The organism is Armatimonas sp., assembly GCF_043757465.1.
Classification (GTDB): Bacteria; Armatimonadota; Armatimonadia; order Armatimonadales; family Armatimonadaceae; genus Armatimonas.
On the sequence record NZ_JAYVPL010000110.1, the window covers coordinates 21564 to 39817 of the forward strand.

17 protein-coding genes are annotated in these 18254 nt (G+C 61.1%); 10 read left to right on the forward strand and 7 right to left on the reverse strand.

Annotation, left to right across the window (positions count from 1 at the left end; translation table 11 throughout):
- Positions 1 to 58 precede the first annotated feature (58 nt).
- Positions 59 to 925, reverse strand: coding sequence for a hypothetical protein (locus ACH2ED_RS14710; RefSeq protein WP_395092511.1), 867 nt, complete (start codon positions 923 to 925; stop codon positions 59 to 61).
- Between the two features lie 20 nt (positions 926 to 945).
- Positions 946 to 2121 carry an OmpA family protein gene (locus tag ACH2ED_RS14715; RefSeq protein ID WP_395092513.1) on the reverse strand — a complete coding sequence of 392 codons (1176 nt, stop codon included), beginning with the start codon at positions 2119 to 2121 and terminating at the stop codon, positions 946 to 948.
- A 99-nt stretch (positions 2122 to 2220) separates the two neighbouring features.
- On the opposite strand from ACH2ED_RS14715, the gene ACH2ED_RS14720 reads away from it, so the two are divergent.
- The 8 genes from ACH2ED_RS14720 (at position 2221) to ACH2ED_RS14755 (ending at position 14441) form a co-directional block, all read left to right on the forward strand.
- Entirely contained in the window at positions 2221 to 3501 is a 1281-nt protein-coding gene (locus tag ACH2ED_RS14720; protein WP_395092516.1) for a M16 family metallopeptidase, read from the forward strand.
- A 123-nt stretch (positions 3502 to 3624) separates the two neighbouring features.
- The gene (gene dapB / locus ACH2ED_RS14725) at positions 3625 to 4359 is read left to right on the forward strand and encodes a 4-hydroxy-tetrahydrodipicolinate reductase (protein ID WP_395092518.1); all 735 of its coding nucleotides are present in this window, start codon (positions 3625 to 3627) and stop codon (positions 4357 to 4359) included.
- Positions 4360 to 4361: 2 nt separating this feature from the next.
- Entirely contained in the window at positions 4362 to 6956 is a 2595-nt protein-coding gene (locus ACH2ED_RS14730) for an ATP-binding protein (protein WP_395092521.1), read from the forward strand.
- Positions 6957 to 6972: 16 nt separating this feature from the next.
- Positions 6973 to 9657: a DUF1553 domain-containing protein gene (locus tag ACH2ED_RS14735; RefSeq protein ID WP_395092523.1), complete on the forward strand. Its 2685-nt coding sequence runs from the start codon at positions 6973 to 6975 to the stop codon at positions 9655 to 9657.
- A 4-nt stretch (positions 9658 to 9661) separates the two neighbouring features.
- The gene (locus ACH2ED_RS14740; protein ID WP_395092526.1) at positions 9662 to 11125 is read left to right on the forward strand and encodes a DUF1501 domain-containing protein; all 1464 of its coding nucleotides are present in this window, start codon (positions 9662 to 9664) and stop codon (positions 11123 to 11125) included.
- Positions 11122 to 12384 carry a M20/M25/M40 family metallo-hydrolase gene (locus ACH2ED_RS14745; RefSeq protein ID WP_395092528.1) on the forward strand — a complete coding sequence of 421 codons (1263 nt, stop codon included), beginning with the start codon at positions 11122 to 11124 and terminating at the stop codon, positions 12382 to 12384. The genes ACH2ED_RS14740 and ACH2ED_RS14745 overlap by 4 nt, the downstream gene beginning before the upstream one ends.
- Before the next feature lie 24 nt (positions 12385 to 12408).
- Positions 12409 to 13167 (forward strand): class I SAM-dependent methyltransferase, encoded by a 759-nt coding sequence (locus ACH2ED_RS14750; protein WP_395092531.1) that lies wholly within the window; start codon positions 12409 to 12411, stop codon positions 13165 to 13167.
- Positions 13164 to 14441 (forward strand): NAD(P)/FAD-dependent oxidoreductase, encoded by a 1278-nt coding sequence (locus tag ACH2ED_RS14755; RefSeq protein ID WP_395092534.1) that lies wholly within the window; start codon positions 13164 to 13166, stop codon positions 14439 to 14441. Before ACH2ED_RS14750 ends, ACH2ED_RS14755 begins: the two co-directional genes overlap by 4 nt.
- Here ACH2ED_RS14755 and ACH2ED_RS14760 read toward each other — a convergent pair.
- The 4 genes from ACH2ED_RS14760 to ACH2ED_RS14775 all read right to left on the reverse strand — a co-directional run bounded on the left by ACH2ED_RS14760 (position 14425) and on the right by ACH2ED_RS14775 (position 16561).
- Positions 14425 to 15024 carry a hypothetical protein gene (locus ACH2ED_RS14760; protein ID WP_395092537.1) on the reverse strand — a complete coding sequence of 200 codons (600 nt, stop codon included), beginning with the start codon at positions 15022 to 15024 and terminating at the stop codon, positions 14425 to 14427. The genes ACH2ED_RS14755 and ACH2ED_RS14760 overlap by 17 nt on opposite strands.
- 38 nt (positions 15025 to 15062) lie before the next feature.
- The gene (locus tag ACH2ED_RS14765; protein ID WP_395092540.1) at positions 15063 to 15944 is read right to left on the reverse strand and encodes a nucleoside hydrolase; all 882 of its coding nucleotides are present in this window, start codon (positions 15942 to 15944) and stop codon (positions 15063 to 15065) included.
- A gap of 89 nt (positions 15945 to 16033) precedes the next feature.
- The gene (locus ACH2ED_RS14770; protein ID WP_395092543.1) at positions 16034 to 16390 is read right to left on the reverse strand and encodes a hypothetical protein; all 357 of its coding nucleotides are present in this window, start codon (positions 16388 to 16390) and stop codon (positions 16034 to 16036) included.
- A 42-nt stretch (positions 16391 to 16432) separates the two neighbouring features.
- Entirely contained in the window at positions 16433 to 16561 is a 129-nt protein-coding gene (locus tag ACH2ED_RS14775) for a hypothetical protein (RefSeq protein WP_395092546.1), read from the reverse strand.
- A 112-nt stretch (positions 16562 to 16673) separates the two neighbouring features.
- Here ACH2ED_RS14775 and ACH2ED_RS14780 point away from each other — a divergent pair, with 112 nt between their 5' ends.
- Together ACH2ED_RS14780 and ACH2ED_RS14785 are read left to right on the forward strand one after the other, a co-directional pair.
- Complete coding sequence (locus tag ACH2ED_RS14780) at positions 16674 to 16883, forward strand: hypothetical protein (RefSeq protein ID WP_395092549.1); 210 nt, start codon at positions 16674 to 16676, stop codon at positions 16881 to 16883.
- Positions 16880 to 17785, forward strand: a complete 906-nt coding sequence (locus ACH2ED_RS14785) for a hypothetical protein (RefSeq protein ID WP_395092560.1) — start codon at positions 16880 to 16882, stop codon at positions 17783 to 17785. The genes ACH2ED_RS14780 and ACH2ED_RS14785 overlap by 4 nt, the downstream gene beginning before the upstream one ends.
- Here the strand turns inward: ACH2ED_RS14785 and ACH2ED_RS14790 are convergent.
- Positions 17782 to 18252, reverse strand: coding sequence for a DinB family protein (locus tag ACH2ED_RS14790; protein WP_395092563.1), 471 nt, complete (start codon positions 18250 to 18252; stop codon positions 17782 to 17784). The genes ACH2ED_RS14785 and ACH2ED_RS14790 overlap by 4 nt on opposite strands.
- Positions 18253 to 18254 lie beyond the last annotated feature (2 nt).

Below are 18254 nucleotides of genomic sequence, written 5' to 3' on the forward strand. Positions count from 1 at the left end.
TGACCACCGGGCCGACATTAAGCCGGTTACCAACCCCCTCGAAGAGGGGTATTGGCGACTAGAGCTTCTCGCCGTACTTGTCAAAGTGCAGTGCCTTGCACTGCTCCGTCCAGTTCTCACGCCCGATCCGGCCCTGGAAGTACTCGATACTACCAGCCACTTTCTCTAGCATATCCGGTGAGAACTTCGCGATCTGCTTGTAGGTACGTATCCCGAGATCATGCAGCTTGGCCTCGATAAACGGCCCGACCCCCACGATCTCTTTTAGGTCGTCCTGATGACCGGGCTCTGCCTCAGGAATCACTAATCCGTCTGCCCCGGCTGACTCTGTTGCCAGGGACGGAACCAACGGACGCTGACGTTCCAGCTCGGCTGCTTGTGCCTGGAGCTGTGCCTGGGCAGTATGAATGGTCTGATTGGCGGTGTGAATATTGGTGTTTGCCTGTGTTAGCGCCTGAGTGTAATCGGTGAGCTTATCCTGTGCTTGGGCAAGTGACTTCTTGAGCTCATCACGCTCCTGAGCGATGGCAGCGAGACCTCCTAGGGTCGTAGAGGGGGCTTCCCCAATGTTTTGCTGCTCCTGCGTCTCGTCCTTATTTTTTTGGGATGTCTCTAAGTTTCGGGTTAGCTCGTCAACGCGAATATTAAGCGGAATCGCCTCCGCCCGTAGCCGATCCCGCTCTGTCTTGGCGCTGACCAGGTCATTATTGAGAGCTTCGAGCTGTTTAGCGTGCGCCGCTCCAATGCCCGTGAGCTGCTTGTCTCGCTCCTGGAGCTTTTTCTTCAGTGCTCCCAAATCACCGCTAAGGATCTTCGTGGTATCGGTGTTCAGAGACGTGCGGAACCAGAGAAAGTAGCCCATGAGGAGCCCGAGGGCAAAGGCCACCAGGAGACAGGGTAAGATTAATAAATAGAGATGCAGCATAGTGATTCCTTAACTTGCAACTAGCGGACCACGAAACCGATTCGGCGGTTACGACGGCGTCCTTCCTCGGTAGTGTTAGTCGCGATGGGTTGGACGGAGCCATAGCCCTGAGCATAGAGGTGTTTGACTGGCATGCCACGCGCAACCAGATAGGCCCGTACGGAATCGGCGCGCTTCTGGCTGAGGCGACGATTGTCCGGCTCATCACCCTGCTTGTCGGTGTGCCCGCCCACGACAATGGTAGCCGTGGTCTGGCTCTTGAGGGCCTCCCCGATCTGGTTGAGGTAGGGATAGGCTTCGGGTTGGATGCGCGAGCTCGCGGTGGCAAAGAGCACCGCACCCTTGCCCACGATGCCATCGAGCAGCCTCTGCGCCTTCTGCCGGTCTGCGGTGGGCAGCGCGGTGTTCACTGAAGGGGTGGGGACAGGCAGCTTCTCCCCGGCTAAAGTTAGGCGGTTCTCCAGAGTAATATTTTCGGGCAGGCTTGCCTTGACAATACCAGCCAGCTTTTGTTTTTCACGGGCGGAGGCAACAACGCCACTCAGAGTGAGCGCATCGCCACCCGCGGAGAGCTCAAGATCACGCACTGATTTCAGGACACTCAGACTCTTGAGGGTCTCTGCGGGCCAGCCTAGCGCACCCCCACTGCCACTGAGGGTTGTCTCATCACGGACAGCTCCTGTACCGAAGACGGTTTTTGCGGCCTGAACCGCGCTCTGGCGGCTCGCCTCGTCAGGGTAGACTCCCCGTACATAGACCACGCCCCCGTAGGAAAGCACTTGCACTAACCCGGTGGGCTCACCTGCCGAGATCGCTTGCGGGGAGGGCTCAGGCGTTGCTTGCGCTTCCGGAGTCGCTGTGGCTTCTGGGGTCGCTGTGGCTTCTGGCGACGAAGTAGGGCCCGGTAGGGGCACTGGAGTGGGTGCTACAGAACCATTGACGAGCTGCACATCCCAGACGCCAGGCACTTGTGCAACCAGCGTACGTGCCTGCTCCGCTTCTGCGGAAGGGCCAAACAAGCTAGCATCTCGCCCCTCGAAGCCGACCGTCCAATCTGTCAGCCCCGCACGAGTGAGTGCGGCCTCAGACTGCTCTTTCAGGTGCTGCTCAATGGGGCTGCGACGGCAAGTGGGACAAAGAAATATCAGTGCCACCAGACCCAGAGCGCTCAGACAGACTCCCGCGGTTCTATTCATAGTTCTTGTACGAATGTATCTTTCTTCGCTAAGTCTGGCAACGGTATTGCACATAAACTGGCAAGCTTGACAGCTTAAAAAAACGGTACACTTAGTGTTATGGTTGAAAACGTCTCCCGAACCGTTCTGCCCAATGGCGTGCGGGTTGTCACTGAAAATATTCCTACCGTTCAGTCGGTCTCCGTGGGGCTCTGGGCCAGTGCGGGCTCACGCGATGAGGAGCCGCGCCTGCGAGGAATCTCCCACTTTTTAGAGCACATGTTCTTTAAGGGCACCGAGCGCCGCCCCAGCGCTAAAGATATCGCCGATGAGATGGATGCGCTGGGGGGCTACCTCAACGCGTTTACGGACAAAGAGTTCACCTGCTACTACGCCCGCGTTCTCTCCGAGCACCTGCCCGTTGGCTTAGACATTCTCACGGACATGCTCACCGGCTCGCTCTTCGATCCCGACGAGACGGCCAAAGAGCGCAAGGTGGTGCTGGAGGAGATCAAGCGGCGCGACGATGACCCGGAAGACATGGTGCACGATCTCTTTGCGGAGACAATCTACCCGAATCACGCGCTGGGCCTGCCGGTGATTGGCAGTGTCGAGACCGTCTCGGCGTTCACTCCCGACGACCTGCGCGGCTACATCGCGCGGCGCTACGGGCCAAAAAGCTTGGTCGTCGCCGCCGCGGGCAACTTGGAGCACGCGCAAGTGGTGGAGCTTGCGGAAAAGATGCTCGGGGGGCTTGTGACGGGTGAGGCCAACGGCACACTCACCCGCCCCGTTGCGACTCCCGGCAAGCTTCTCTACAGCCGCCCCACCGAGCAAGTGAACTTCTGCGTCGGTGTGGGTGGCTACGGCCAGAACGACGAGGAAAAGTATCCGCTAGCGATCTTAGACAGCATTTTGGGGGGCTCGATGGGCGCACGGCTCTTCCAGGAGATTCGCGAGAAGCGCGGCCTGGCCTACTCCGTGGGCTCCTATAGTGCAACACATCGCGAGGGGGGCTACTTCGCCGCGTACGGCGGGACGTCGCCGGAGAACTTTGAGGAGTGCCTTGACTTAGTGCGTGCCGAGTTTGAGAAAGTCCGCAAAGACGGTGTGAGCGAAGCGGAGCTTCAGCGCTCGAAAAATCAATTCCGGGGCGCACTCATCATGGCGCAGGAGTCCATGAGTAGCCGCATGACCCGCCTGGGCAAGTCCGAGCTGTACTACAACCGCGTCCCGCTACTGGCCGAAGCCCTCGCCAAGATCAACGCCGTGACCGTCGCGGATGTACTCGCCGTCGCGCAGGCCATTCTGCCAGAAGACTCAAGCAAGCTCACGATTGCGGCTATCGGGCCGTTTGAGGAGGCGGATAAAGAAGCGCTCGCGGAGCTGGAGGGTGAGTAGCTTGCCTCTCTTCCCGTGAGCTTGCGAACCGCCCAGAGGGCACCCGGGGGAAGAGAGGTGGTGAGTTCCACGAACCCGGAGAGATGGGGTCAGGCCGAGTGGGTTCTGCGGTACACTGGGTTTATGATTAGAGTTGCTGTTTCCGGTGCGCTGGGCCGGATGGGGAGCGAGGTAGTGCGTGCGGTCACCGAGGCCGAGGGCATGGAAGTCATCGCGCAGATTGAGTTTGGGGACGATATGGGGGCGCTTCTACGAGAGAGTCAGCCCGCCGTGATGGTGGACTTCACCGTGCCGTCGTCTGCGATGACCAATATCCGCACGGCGCTGGAGAACAACGTCATCCCGATTGTCGGGACCACGGGGCTCTCGCCTGCGGATTTAGACGAGCTACGGGGGCTCTGTGAAAAGCACCAGACAGCGTGTTTAATCGCGCCGAACTTTGCCATCGGAGCGATTTTGATGATGCAGTTCGCTGCGCAAGCCGCCAAGTACCTGCCCGATGTCGAGATTATCGAGATGCACCACGAGAAGAAAGTGGACGCACCGTCGGGGACAGCAGTGAAGACGGCGCAGATGATCGCGGCGGCGCGCACGGGAGTGCCTACCGCCAAGCCTGAGAATGCGTTTGAGAGCCACGCGGGAGCCACGGGGGCCGAGGTGGACGAGATTCCCGTGCACTCGGTGCGCCTGCCGGGCTTTGTGGCGAGCCAGGAGGTGATCTTTGGGGCGCAGGGCCAGCGCCTCTCCCTGCGCCACGACTCACTGGATCGCACGAGCTTCATGCCCGGCGTCGTGCTTGCCATTCGCAAGGCCACGAGCCTGGTCGGGCTGGTCTACGGCCTGGAGAACCTCCTCTAGCTATGTTACCCCGGGGAATTGCCCGGAAAATCTTCCTGGGCTATGTCTTGCCGCTGATTGTCTTGCTGGTTGCCGGGCTCCTCGTGCCGGTTTTCCTGTGGGGGTTTGCGGGACGCTACCGTGGGGAGTTTGCCGCGCGCAAGGAGCTGGCCAGCCGCGTGGAGGTGCTGATGCACGCCGCCGAGGATGTGGCCAAGGCGGAGCGGAGCTTCCAGCGCTTCAAAGACCCTACTTTTCGCGCTGCCCAGAGCCAGGCACGCTACATTTATCGCACACGTCACCAGGAGATTAGCGCTTGGTTTGACGATCATCCCGCGCCCAAACTGCGTGATTCGTGGGCGACGGCGCACGCGGCTTTTTTGGCGTGGGACAGGAAAGCCAACCGCACGGAGGCGGGATTTGCTCCCGTGGCGGCGGCGATGGAACGCCTCAACCGGCAGGTGATTCAGGAGCGTGAGCGCTACGAGCCACTCTACGTCACGGCGGATACGATTCGAATTGTCGCACTGGTGCTCTTCCCCCTCGGAGCGCTGGTGAGTGCGCTGTCTATCGGTCGCTCTATCGCGCGCTCGATCACGGAGCCGCTGGAGGAGCTGGTGGCAACGGTGGAGCGCCTGGAGCGCCGGGAAATTACCTCCAAGGACCTTCCGGATGCGGGTGACCGAGACGACGAGGTAGGGGAGCTCTGGCAGGCTCTCCAGCGCATGGCGGAGACGGTCACGGAGCGAGAGACAACCCTGGAGGCCCGGAGCGAAGCGCTTGCCACGACAGGGCGACGGCTGGAGTCGGTGCTCAATGCAACCAACGACGGTGTCGCACTTTTGAGCCGGGAAGGGCGCTTTCTGCTGGTCAACCCACGCTTCGCCGGATTTTTTGGCATGGAGCCTGAGGATCTCCTTGACCAGAGCTTTGCCCGGATGGGCCCGCGCCTCCTCTCGCTCTTCAAGGCGGGCGATCAGGAGCCCGCCCGCCTGCGCCTGCGCGAGGTGCTCCGTGATACCGAGCATGTTGCCGAGGAGACATTCTCTCTGGCGCGGCCTTTCCCACGCGTGCTGCGCTTCTTCTCCGCGCCCGTGCGCACCGAGGGGACTTTGATTGGCCGGATCGTCGTGCTCCGCGATGTCACCCGGGAGACGGAGGCTGATCGGCTTAAGAGTGAGTTCGCCTCGACAGTTTCTCACGAGCTACGCACCCCTCTGACCGCCATACACGGCAATGTCGCACTACTGCTCTCCGAAAAACCGGGCACTCTCACTGAGGATCAGCGCGAGTTTCTCACTCTCACCCAGATCAGTGTCCAGCGCCTCACCGAGCTGATCACGGAGATGCTCGATCTCTCCAAGCTGGAGTCAGCGGGGCTACAGATGGCCCGCGAGCCCGTGGAGTGCGGCCCGCTGGCCCGACAGTTGGTGCGGACGATGGAGGAGCAGGCACGGGCACGGAGCATCACCCTGAGCCTCATGGTTCCCGAGGGGCTTCCCGCGGTTCTGGGGGATCGGGATCGCATTGCGCAGGTGCTCATGAACCTGATCTCCAATGCCCTCAAGTACACCCCAACCGAGGGGAAAGTCATCGTGCGCCTCAGTGCCGAGCAGGCACAGCTTGTCGTGCGGGTCTCGGACACAGGGATTGGGCTGACATCGGAGGATCGAACCCAGCTCTTTGCCAAGTTTTTCCGCGCGGACAACTCGACCACGCGCCGCGTGGGTGGCACGGGCCTGGGGCTGGTGATCTCCAAGGCGATTGTTGAGAAACTGGGGGGGACGATCTGGGTGGAGAGCACTCCGGGCATTGGTAGTACTTTCGCCTTTACCTTGCCTCTGCTAAGAGAGAGCACGGAGGAGGAGCGTCAGGCCGCGGCCCTGGCTCCCGCTCGTGTACCAGGGCCGCGCCGCTTTCTTTTGCTTATCCACGACCAGACTGCTGTCTTGCACCGGCTCAACCATGCGCTTAGTCAGCAAGGAATGATCCTCAGTGCCGCCGCTGTTCCTGCCGAAGCGCTTCGCCGTACCCGCGATCTTCGCCCCGATGCGCTGCTCATCCCGCCTTTCACCACTGCCTTTGATGCGTTTCAACTGATTCGGAATCTGCGCACCGACCCCGCCACGGAGCGCACCACCGTCCTCCTCTACGGGCTTCGTGCGCGGGGCAATACCTTCGAGTTTCGCGACACCCTCGCACTGGCAGCACCGGAGCGCCTGAGCTCCGCACTTGCCCAGCTCACGACGGATGAGCCCGCGCGCAATCGCCCCGTGGTGGTGGTTGGGGAGGAGGCTTTCTTTCACGCCGTCCAGGAGCTCTGGCAGCGCCAGAGGCTCTCGCCGCTGCTCTGGTGCAAGAGTAGCGACGAGCTTGTCGGAAAAGTCGGGCCACTCTGTCCGCTGATTATAATCTACGACACACAGAACCAGGACGCTCGGGCACTGGGAAGTTTTGCCCAACCTTTGCGGGAGCGCCATATCAATCAGCGTATTGTCTGGCTCTTTGTGGGGGAGTTCGGCTCCCGAACGCGGCTTCTGGTTCCCCATGGGGCCGGAGCGGTACCCCTGGACCGTGCTGCCACAACGATTCAGGAAGCCATTGTGGCGGCGATCTAGTACAATCAAGATCACGATGAAGCGACGTCTGCTCTGTTTTTCCTTGTTCCCAATACTGGGCTTGCTCACTGCCGCCTTTTCTGCCCCCGCTCCGGTGGACTACCGGCGCGAGGTTCGCCCGATCCTGGCCGCCAACTGCCTGAGTTGCCATGGGTCGGATGAGCACAAGCGCTCGGCGGAGCTGCGGCTGGACCAGCCGAATCGTGCCGTGGTGCCGGGGGATATGCTTGCCAGTAAGTTGCTCTGGCGCGTGATGCGGCCTGTTGGCGATGCCCTGCGCATGCCGCCCAATAAGACAGGCCATAGTCTGACTGAGACGCAGATCAACACCCTGCGGCGCTGGATCGGGCAGGGCGCAAAGTACGAAGGCCACTGGGCGTGGCAAGCCCCCCGCACCCGGGCGTCTGGCATTGATGTTCTCATCGCCGCTCGCCTTGCCAAAGAAAAGCTCAGCCTCTCGCCCGAGGCCGACCGTTGGACACTGGCGCGGCGCGTGGCGCTGGATGTCACCGGGTTGCCGCCAAGCCTTAAGGAGGCCGAGGCGTTTGTGAGTGATAAGGCTCCCAATGCCTACGAGAAATTCGTAGACTCCCAGCTCGCGTCCCCCCACTTTGGCGAGAAGTGGGCACGTGTCTGGCTGGATCTGGGGCGCTACGCCGACTCGGCGGGCTACGGCTCCGACCCACTTCGCCCCAATTTATGGCCCTGGCGCGACTGGCTGATTTCGGCGTTTAACGCCAACAAGCCTTTTGACCAGTTCACTCTCGAAATGCTTGCGGGGGATTTATTGCCCAGCTCCACGGAAGATCAAAAGATCGCCACCGCCTTTCATCGCAACACCATGACTAACACCGAGGGTGGCACCGACGATGAGGAGTTTCGCCTTGCAGCCGTTAAAGACCGGACAATTGTGACGATGCAGTCCTGGATGGGGCTGACCTACCAGTGTGCCCAGTGCCACACGCATAAGTTCGATCCGATTACGAAGACGGATTTCTACCGAACCATGGCGATCTTCAATCAGACTGAGGACAACGACCAGCCCGGCGAGTCGCCAACAATGCCAGTTCTAACAGCGGCGCAGCGAGCGCAGAAGCTTGTGCTGGAAAAAGAGTTTGCGGAGCTGGAGAAAGTGCGTGCGGCAGAGCCTCTGGGGAAAGCCCCGAGTGCGCGCTTTGTTCGAGTGACGCTTCCGGGCACGGCGTTTCTCATGCTCGCTGAGGTGCAGGTACTCGGTGGTAGTGAGAATCTCGCGCGCAAGGGCAAGGCCACTCAGTCCAGCACGGACTACGAGGGCGAGGCGGCGCGAGCCATTGATGGCAACACGAGCGGCAAGTTCCCCGACAATACCGTGACCCACACCAAGCAAGAAGGCAATCCCTGGTGGGAGGTGGATCTCGGCGCGACTTATCCACTCCAGAGTATCGCTGTTTGGCCGCGCACCGATGCCCACCCCGGCATGCTCGCCAACGTCCGCATCACCCTCTACGACGAAAATCGGAAGGTGGTTGCGGAGCAGAGTCTTCCTGGGCAGATTCTCAACGCCAAAACCGCGCTCCTCACCGACTCACCCACGGCGCAGAAAATCGCGCGGAAGCAAGCCGAGCTGGCCGCACTCAAGCCGATCGCGCTTCCCGTACTCCGCGAGCTCCCCGAGGCCAAGCGCCGCGTCACTCGCTCGCTCACGCTGGCGAACTTCCTCACGCCTGAGGAAGTGGTACAGCCTGGCTTGCCATCGGCTTTTCCCCCCCTTCACGGAGCCGGAGGGGGCAGGGGGGAGGTAAATCGCTTGGAGCTGGCCAAGTGGCTGGTCAGCCTCGAGAATCCCCTCACCGCGCGTGTTCAAGTCAATCGCTTCTGGGCACAGCTCTTTGGTGTGGGGCTGCTAGAGACCGAGGAGGACTTCGGGACGCAGGGCGCGACTCCCTCGCACCCCGAGCTGCTCGATGCTCTGGCGCTAGACTTCCAGAAAGACTGGAACGTCAAGCGCTTCCTGAAGACCGTTGTGATGAGCCGCACCTACCGGCAGAGCAGCAAGGTCACCCCCGAGAAGCTCGCCCGGGATCCACGTGCCCGCCTGCTCTCGCGCTACCCGCGCCGCCGCCTCGATGCCGAAGGAATCCGCGATCAAGCACTGGCCGTCAGTGGGCTGCTCTCCCCCAAGCTCGGCGGTCCCAGTGTCTACCCTCCCCAGCCCGACGGCCTCTGGAAAGCCGCCTTCAACGGCGAGCGGAGCTACCCCACCAGCGTCGGTGAAGATCGCTACCGACGTGGGCTCTACACTTTTTGGCGGCGTACCGTTCCGTACCCAAGCATGCAGACCTTCGATGCCCCCAGCCGCGAGTTCTGCACCCTGCGCCGCATCCCCACCAACACGCCGCTTCAAGCGCTCGTCACGCTGAATGACCCTGCCTACCTAGAGATGGCCGTCGGGCTGGCAAAGCGTTTGCAAACCGAGGGAGGCACCACACCCACTGAACGCGCCCGCCACGGCCTACGCCTCGCACTCTGCCGCCCCGCAAACGAGGCGCAAATCCCGCCGCTCGTCGCGCTGTTTGAGAGCGAGAAAGCCCACTACGCCTCCAATCTAACGGAGGCTAAAAAGCTCACTGGCACCGACAAGGAAGACATCGAGCTGGCGGCGTGGACGGTTGTCGCCAATGTCTTACTGAATTTAGACGGTGTGCTGACGAAGGGATAAACCCATGACAGAACTAGAACTACTACAAGCGCGCGCGATGTCGCGGCGGACGTTTTTTGGACGCACGGGCCTCGGGCTAGGCGCATTGGCGCTGGGCGCGCTAGAAGCACAAGCCACCCCCTCTCGTCCCGACGAAGCCGGAAACAGAGCGAGAGGGGGTCGCGAGGAACGAGCGGGGGGAGTGCCCAAAGCCAAAGCCGTGATCTACCTGCACATGTCCGGTGCGCCGCCGTCGCTGGATCTGTTTGACTACAAGCCAAAGCTCAACGAACTCAATCTCCAGGACTGCCCGGATTCCTATCTCAAGGGCGAGCGCTTTGCCTTCATCAAGGGCAAGCCCAAGCTGCTCGGCTCACCGCACAAGTTCAAGCAGTACGGCCAGACTGGTGCGTGGATGTGCGACTTGCTTCCCCACACAGCGAGTATTGCCGATGAGCTGGCGGTGATCCACTCGATGTCCACGGAGCAGTTCAATCACGCGCCCGCCGAGCTGTTTCTCTACACGGGCAATGCGTTTCCCGGCGGCGCAGCGCTGGGCTCGTGGATGACCTACGGGATCGGGACAGCCAATAAAGACCTGCCGGGCTTTGTCGTGCTCCTCTCTGGCGGCACCGACCCAACCGGTGGCAAGAGCCTCTGGTCCAGCGGGTTTCTGCCCAGTATTCATCAAGGCGTCCAATGTCGCTCCGTGGGCGACCCCATTTTGTATCTCTCCGACCCGCCGGGCATGGATCGCCAGACGCGGCGGCGCAGCCTAGACGCGCTGGAGAAACTCAACCGGCAAGAAGCCGCCGCGCTGGGCGACCCGGAGACCGTGACCCGTATCTCGCAGTACGAGCTGGCGTATCGCATGCAGCTCTCCGTGCCGGATTTAATGGATATCAAAAAAGAGTCCCAGGCGACTCTGGATCTGTACGGTGCGAAACCCGGTGAGGCAAGTTTTGCCAATAACTGTCTTTTGGCGCGAAGGCTTGTGGAGAAGGGCGTTCGGTTCGTCCAGCTCTACGACTGGGGCTGGGACATTCACGGCACCGGTGCGGGCGATGATTTAGTGACCGCGCTTCCCAGCAAGTGCCGCGAGACGGATAAAGCCTGCGCCGCGCTGATCAAGGATCTCAAGCAGCGCGGGATGCTCAATGATGTCTTAGTGGTCTGGGGCGGCGAGTTTGGCCGCACACCCATGAACGAGGCGCGTGGTGGCAGCAAGTTTTTAGGGCGCGATCATAATCCCAATGCCTTCACGATCTGGATGGCGGGCGGCGGCACTAAACCCGGTAGCTACGGCCAGACCGATGAGCTGGGCTACAAAGTGGTGGAAAACAAAATGACGATACGGGATCTCCAAGCCACGATCCTCGACCGCGTCGGCCTCGATCCCTACAAGCTCCACTATGACTACCAGGGGCTTGGTAATCGCCTGATCGGCCCCACCGACGAAGGCCGCGTGATTCAGGAGCTAAAAAAATGAACTCTTATCAAGATAACGCGCAGCGGTTGCTTGCCGCCGCGCTCGCTTCGGACTTTGGCTACCAGCGCTTAGGCTATCTTTGCGATAGGATCGGCAACCGGCTCTCGGGCTCGAAGGGGCTGGAAAAAGCGGTGGCGTGGGCGGAGAGTGAGATGCGCCGCGATGGGCTGGAGGGCGTGCGGGCCGAGCCGGTGCTGGTTCCCAAGTGGGTGCGGGGAAAAGAGAGCGTGGTGTTGGTTGCGCCGGAGACACGCCCGCTGGTGATGCTGGGCCTCGGCGGCAGTGTCGGCGGGCGGGTGAAGGCGCAAGTGCTCGTGGTGGAGAGCTTCGAGGAGCTTACGGCGCGGGCGGGCGAGGTAAAGGGGAAGATCGTCTGCTTCAATGTGCCGTTTACCAGCTATGGTGCGACCGTGCGCTATCGAGGAACCGGCGCGAGCGAGGCGGCGAAGCTTGGCGCGGTGGCGGTGCTCGTGCGCTCCGTGGGGCCAACCAGCCTGCGAACGCCGCACACGGGGGCGATGAACTACGCCGTGGGCATCGCCAAGATTCCGGCGGCGGCGATCACCATCGAGGATGCCACCCAGCTCGCGCGGATGCAAGCACGCGGGGAAAAGCCGATTGTCGAGCTGACGATGCAGGCGCATTTTGAGAAAGACGCGCTCTCAGCCAATGTGATCGGGGAGTGGCGCGGGCGCGAGAAGCCCGACGAGATCGTATTGGTGGGGGGGCACTTGGACTCCTGGGATGTGGGGCAGGGAGCAAACGACGATGGCGGGGGCTGCATCGCAAGCTGGGAGGCCGTGCGCCTTCTGAAACAGCTCAATCTTCGGCCCCGGCGCACCGTGCGAGTCTGTCTGTTCACCAACGAAGAAAACGGCTCGCGTGGGGGGCAAGCCTACGCGACGGCGCATAAAACCGAGAAGCACGTGCTGGCTATCGAGACCGACGGTGGCGTGGACACTCCCATCGGCTTTGGGCTGAGTACAAAAACGCCCGGCGGGCTGGAGCGTGCCCGCGAGATCACGAAGTTGCTGGAGCTGGAGCTCAAAGAGGGCGGCGGCGGCGCGGATGTCGGCCCGATTGGCACGGCAACCGGCTGCCCGACTATGGGCCTGCTCAACGACATGAGCGTCTACTGGAACATCCACCATACTCCGGCGGATACGTTTGATAAAATCAATCCCAAAGCACTCCAAAAATGCATTGCCGCCATGGCCGTGATGGCGTACTCAGTAGCCGAGCTAGACGGGTTATTCTAGGTTGCAAAATCTGGTGCAGCTATAATGAGACGATTTCACTTTATCGAGCTTGGAGACCTGCCCGGCTGTCCCAGGATTTTACGCAATGGCATGACCGACTATCTGGAGACTGTGGTGCGTCTGGCCAATCCGTACGCGAAGATTGTCCCAAAGCTGGCATCGGCACTGGAGGCGTGCCAGACTACGCAGGTTCTGGATCTCTGCTCCGGGTCGGGCGGGCCGTGGGCGACGCTATTGCCGATGTTGCAGTACCGCAAACCTGCTGTACTCCTCACCGACTTCTACCCCAACACGGCGGGCTCGACACTGCCGTACCACGCGGAGCCTGTGGACGCGACTAAAGTGCCCGAGGCACTCACTGGCTTTCGGACGCTCTTTGCCAGCTTTCACCACTTCCGCCCGGAGCAGGCTCGCGCCATTCTTGCCGATGCTGTTGCAAAACGCCAGGGAATTGCGGTCTTCGAGGCGACGGCACGAACGATACCCGCAGTGCTGGGGATGCTCTTTGTTCCGCTCGCCGTCTGGCTCATCACGCCACAGATCCGTCCGGTACGCTTCTCCCGGCTGTTCTTTACCTACCTGATTCCCGTCTTGCCGCTGGCCATCCTCTTCGATGGGATCGTCTCCTGCCTACGCACCTACAACCCTGAGGAGCTGCGCGAGCTTGTCGCCGGGCTCGACGAGAGCTATACCTGGGAGATTGGAAGCGAGCCCGTCGCCCGCTCACCGATCCCTATTACGTATCTGATTGGCCTGCCGAAGGAGGGTACACTCGCACTATGAGCATAGAATCAAGAGCGAGAGTGGTCATTGTGGGCGGCGGATTTGGAGGTATCGCGGCGGCGCAGGGGCTGAAAAACGCGCCCGTGGATGTCTTGGTGCTGGATAAGACCAACCACCATGTCTTCCAGCCACTGCTCTACCAGGTGGCGACGGCAGCACTGGCCCCTACGGAGATCACCTACCCGATCCGCTCTATCTTGCGCAAGCAGAAAAACGCGACGGTCTGGATGACGGAAGTGACGGGCGTGGACGTGGCGGCGAAGACCGTTGCCACCGCCGATGGTAAGGCGATTCCCTACGATTATCTGATTCTTGCCTGTGGGGCACGCCATAGTTACTTTGGCCGTGATGACTGGGAACCGCTCGCGCCGGGGCTAAAAACCCTAGGCGATGCGCTGGAGATGCGCCGCCGGTTTCTGGTCGCCTTTGAGGAAGCCGAGATGTGCGACGATCCCGAGTTGCAGCAAGCCTGGCTGACGTTTGTGATCGTCGGCGGCGGCCCCACGGGCTGTGAGCTGGCGGGGGTGCTACCGGAGCTCGCCAAGAAAGCTCTGCGCCCCGATTTTCGCCGCGTGGATCTCACCAAAACACGCATTCTATTGATCGAAAACAGCCCCTGTATTCTCAATACTTTCCCCGGCGTACTGGCCCAACGTGCCCAGGAAGACCTGAAGCGCCTGGGAGTCGAGGTCAAGAACGGTGTCAAAGTGACCGACATTCGCCCCGATGGTGTATCGCTCTCGTCCGGCGAGGAGATCGCGGCCCGCACCGTGTTCTGGGCGGCGGGAAACAAGGCCGCACCGGTTGGTGGAAGCCTGGGAGTCGCCATGGATCGCGCGGGGCGGGTGATTGTGGAGCGGGATCTCTCGATTCCCGGCCATCACGAGGTCTTTGTGATCGGCGACATGGCGCAGGCCGTCCTCCGCGACTCCAACGGCGAGCCCGTCCCCGAGAAGCTCGTGCCCGGTGTCGCTCAAGGCGCGGTGCAGGGCGGCGCGTGTGCGGCGCGCAACGTCATCCGGCGCGTCAACCACCACCCCACCGAGGCGTTTAAGTACCAGAATCTGGGCGACTTAGCCGTGCTAGGGCGTGGAGCCGCCATCGCAAGCTTACCGGGCCTCAAGCTCAAAGGCTACCCCGCGTGGCTCTTCTGGCTCTTTATCCATGTCCTAAAGCTCGTCGGCTATCGAAACCGCCTCAACGTGCTCCTCGAATGGGCCTACGCCTTTTTTACCTACCAGCGCGGTGCCCGCCTCATCAATCGCCGACGGTGAAGACATTGCCGCGTCCGGGGGCGATAATGACTTTGCGGTGTTTATTGGCGTAGCGTAGGGCGGCGATGAAGTTGATGTGCGGGTAGGCGATGAACTCTCCGGGGTAGAGATCGGGGAGCAGGCGCAGAAACGGGGTTTCGGAGCGTCCCCCGGACCCGACAGTATGAAAGAGATAGCCCATTGCCGTGCCCTGCTGGGGAAGCGTCTCATCGGGCAGGGGCAGGAGAAGACGTGCTGTGGGGCGTGCGTTCTCGGGCAGGACGAGGCGTTTTTTTACCGTGGGCGGAATGCTGATCCCGTCAAAGAGCCAGAGCTGGCCCTCGGTCACCATATCCGCCGCCGTGGTCAGCTCCCCCCCAATGGCATCACGCGATGCTGTCGCGGTGGCCCAGGCTCCTTTTTGCCAGAGAAGTAGCGGCAGAGGCAACGTCAAGGCTTTCTTAAGCTCCCGAACCGAGGCTTCGGCGCGCGGGCTACGCGATTTTGCCCACGTCGAGAGAGTGAGCACCTCGCTCTCGTGATGCTGAAGTGCGTCCTCCAGCTCACGACGGAGCGCAACGGCGAGTTCCGGCATGATTAGCATAATATCTCTATTCTACCCACCTACCCGCTTCGATCAAGTTACCCGCTTGTGACCATGAAATAATGCCTGAAAAACGCCTCGACATCCACTGTCGTCGCGATTTCATGTGGCCCGCTCATGTTGGCCTGCCAGCGGGTCATGCCCTCCATTGGCCCCGGCTCAATCACTGTGGAGATGGTTCCCGTCTGGTAGTTACAGAGCTCGGGCGCAAAAAGCAGCGCGGCGGCGAGGGGATCGTGGAAAGTCAGTAACTCAGAGTGGTTGAACCAGACCTCAGCCATTCCTAGCGTCGCGGCAAGTGCTCCCCCGGCGGCGGCGAAGCGCTCCCGTACGAGTGCTGCGGGCATCACGCACTGAAGCGTCACGTCGAGGCCCACCGAGAGTAGCTTCCCCGCGCCGTGCTTGTAGGTCAGTGCGGTCGCAAAGGGATCAAGAAATGCGTTCCACTCTTTAGCGCCCGGCCCGCCGGTCACAAAGCGCCCGCACATCAGCACGATCTTCTTCAGCAAGCCCGGCAGCTCCGGGTCGGCGGCAAAGAGTGTTCCGATATTGGTCAGCGGGCCCACGGCGAGCAGCGTGAGCTCGCCGGGCCGGGAGCGGATGCTATTTCGCAGAAACTCTAGCGCCCCGAAGCCTGTGGGATAGTCTCTGCGGTGCTGCAGATTCTCAATCGCGGCGTACTGCGCCACACCCTGCTCGCGCCCGTGAAGTAGCGGCCCCGTCAGCCCCGCGTGGATCGGAATATCCGCGCGGCCCGCCGCATGGCAGATCACCTCGCAGAGCGCGGCACGTTTTGCCGTATCGCCGGTTGCCGTGGTGATGCCTACCAGCTCGCACTCGGGCTGCGAGAGCAAGTAGGCCAGCGCCACGGCATCGTCTATATCGTTACCGATATCTGTATCAAAAAGAACAGGTACCACTCCAACCCCCTAACCCCCGTCCGACGGGGGGACAATAATGAAAGCAATTTCCGCATATCCCCCCCGCCCGGCGGGGGATGGGGGGCAAACTAGCGCTTGGGAGCCGCTTTGGTGAACTCGTCGAGAATCGTCTGGCGGTCTTTCTCGCTCAGGCGTGGGGCGGTCTTCTTGAGCAGCTCGCCAAAGGCAACAATCTCCTCTGGAGCCGCCGGACAGCCGATATTGGTCGGGGGAGCCGTGGGATTCTTGGGAACGGGCATGACATTGGAGTCTGAGAGCTTTCTGCCTTTTGCATCGAGAAAGACCATGAAGGGCAGGCCGGATTTTGCGCCACCCATTGCGGCCATAAACTCGCCGCCGCCGGGATTTTCGAGCACTTTCTTAGGGCCGTTTTCCAGTACGATGAGCACGCGGGTGACATAGTTTTCGTCGAAGAGTGGTTTCACCACCGGGTTGTCAAGGACGGCTTCCAGCCGCCGACACCATCCTCACCATGAGGCACCGAAGTGGACAAATATCGTCTTTCTCTGCTTGAGAGCCGTCTTCATGGCATCTGCCATTACCTCTTTGGTGGGTTTGGGAGCCACCGCCGTCGCTGCTTTTTCCTGTTTGAACACGAGAGTTCCTCCAAGAGATTCATTCGCGAAAAATCTCCCGAAACCCTCTTTCCGTAGTGCCCTGTGTTTGCGGAGTGTCTTAACCGAAGAAAGATTTAAGGGAGAAATGAAAATGAAGGTCACCACACTGACGGTAGATTATCAGGTCACCCGCTCACGGGATTTTCAGTCCGTGCGCCTTGGGGGCTCGGTGCAGCTTGAGCTAGGTGAGAGCGATGACAAAAAAGAGTGTCTAGAAAAAGCGCGGCGCTGGCTCGCCGGGCAGCTCAATGCCGCTGCGGAAGAGGAGCTAGAGAACGTCCTTTTCGGGCCGCGTAAGTGATTGTTTTTGGTGGTGCAGGGCGCAATCTCTCCCCGCCACCTGATACGTCCCGTCGTGCGTGCTGGGAGCTCCAGGGCGAGTGGGGCAATTTTTTAGGCATCCCGATTGCCGCCCGCTGGTTTGTCACAGCAGCTCATGTTGGCGGGCAGCTTGGGGATATTTTTGTGCTCGCGGGGCAGCGCTACGCCGCTATCGCGCACGAGAAAATTCCCGGCACCGATATCGCACTCTGGCGTGTGGATCGAGACTTTACCCGCTGGGCAACCCTCTGTGAGGGCGATGAGCAAGGGCGGGAGCTTTTTATTGCTGGGCGGGGCACGGCACGCGCCGATGAAATTCCGGGCAAGGGCTGGCGCTGGGGGCCTATTGATCACAGGCTTAGCTGGGGGAGTAACCGTGTTGAAGGCATTTTAAAGAGCAAGCCCTACGGTGCGCTTCTGCTTGCGACATTCGATAAAAACGCGGGCCCCGATGAAGCCACACTCTCTGATGGCGACAGTGGTGGTGGCGTCTTTCTCAAAGGCCGCGAGGGCAAGTGGCGGCTGGCGGGTCTCAATCACGATATCAACCCGGGCGACGATGGCGTGGATCGTTTCTACAGCACCACGGGCCGCAAAGATGAGCTTTTCCGCGCCGCGCTCTACGACGGGCGCGGCCTCTTTCTCGGATCTCCGGATGCCCTCAAATCGGTTGCAGGAGACAGACCGTGTCCCACCGTCATGGCCGCACAGCGCCTCTCCACTTACCGGGCAGAGATCACCCGAATCCTCGCGCACCCCGACAGTGCCTATCCCGACCACCCACCGCTCCTACAAACTCGCTGGGGACAGCGCGGCAGTGTGGCACTTGCCGGAGCCGTGGGAGTGACCGTGGTGGCACTCCTGCGCCAAAAGAGGCGCTAGGCTTTTGGAATGTGAAACTCGACGTCGCCGTAGAGAAGCTGGAGCTGGTTGATCTGGCCGCTGTGGTAGGTCATGTTGCGGTAAGGAAACTCAATCACCTGGTAGCCCGTCATGGGCCAGCGGAGGCGGTACTCTTTCTCTAAGTTTTCATCGCTCAGTCCACGGATCGTAGCGGCGCACTCAGCGGCGCTGGCGATCAAGTCTGCCTGGGCATCTTCTAAGCTTGCGTACTCGGACTTGACCTCAAAGGGCCGGAAGAGTGCGGGCTTTTCGCCTCGTAGCAGCGCGGTAAAGAAACGGTTCGCCGTCGCGCATTCCGCTACTTGTTCGCGTGCAGTGCGCAGGCCCGCTGCACCCTCAAGCGCGGGAATCCAGCTTTGTTTTTCCTCGGGCATCGCGCCCAGCCAGAAGGCGAGCAGCTTGGCCGCGCCCTCGATCTTCTCTGCTTGAAACTCTTGAACGGTCATCG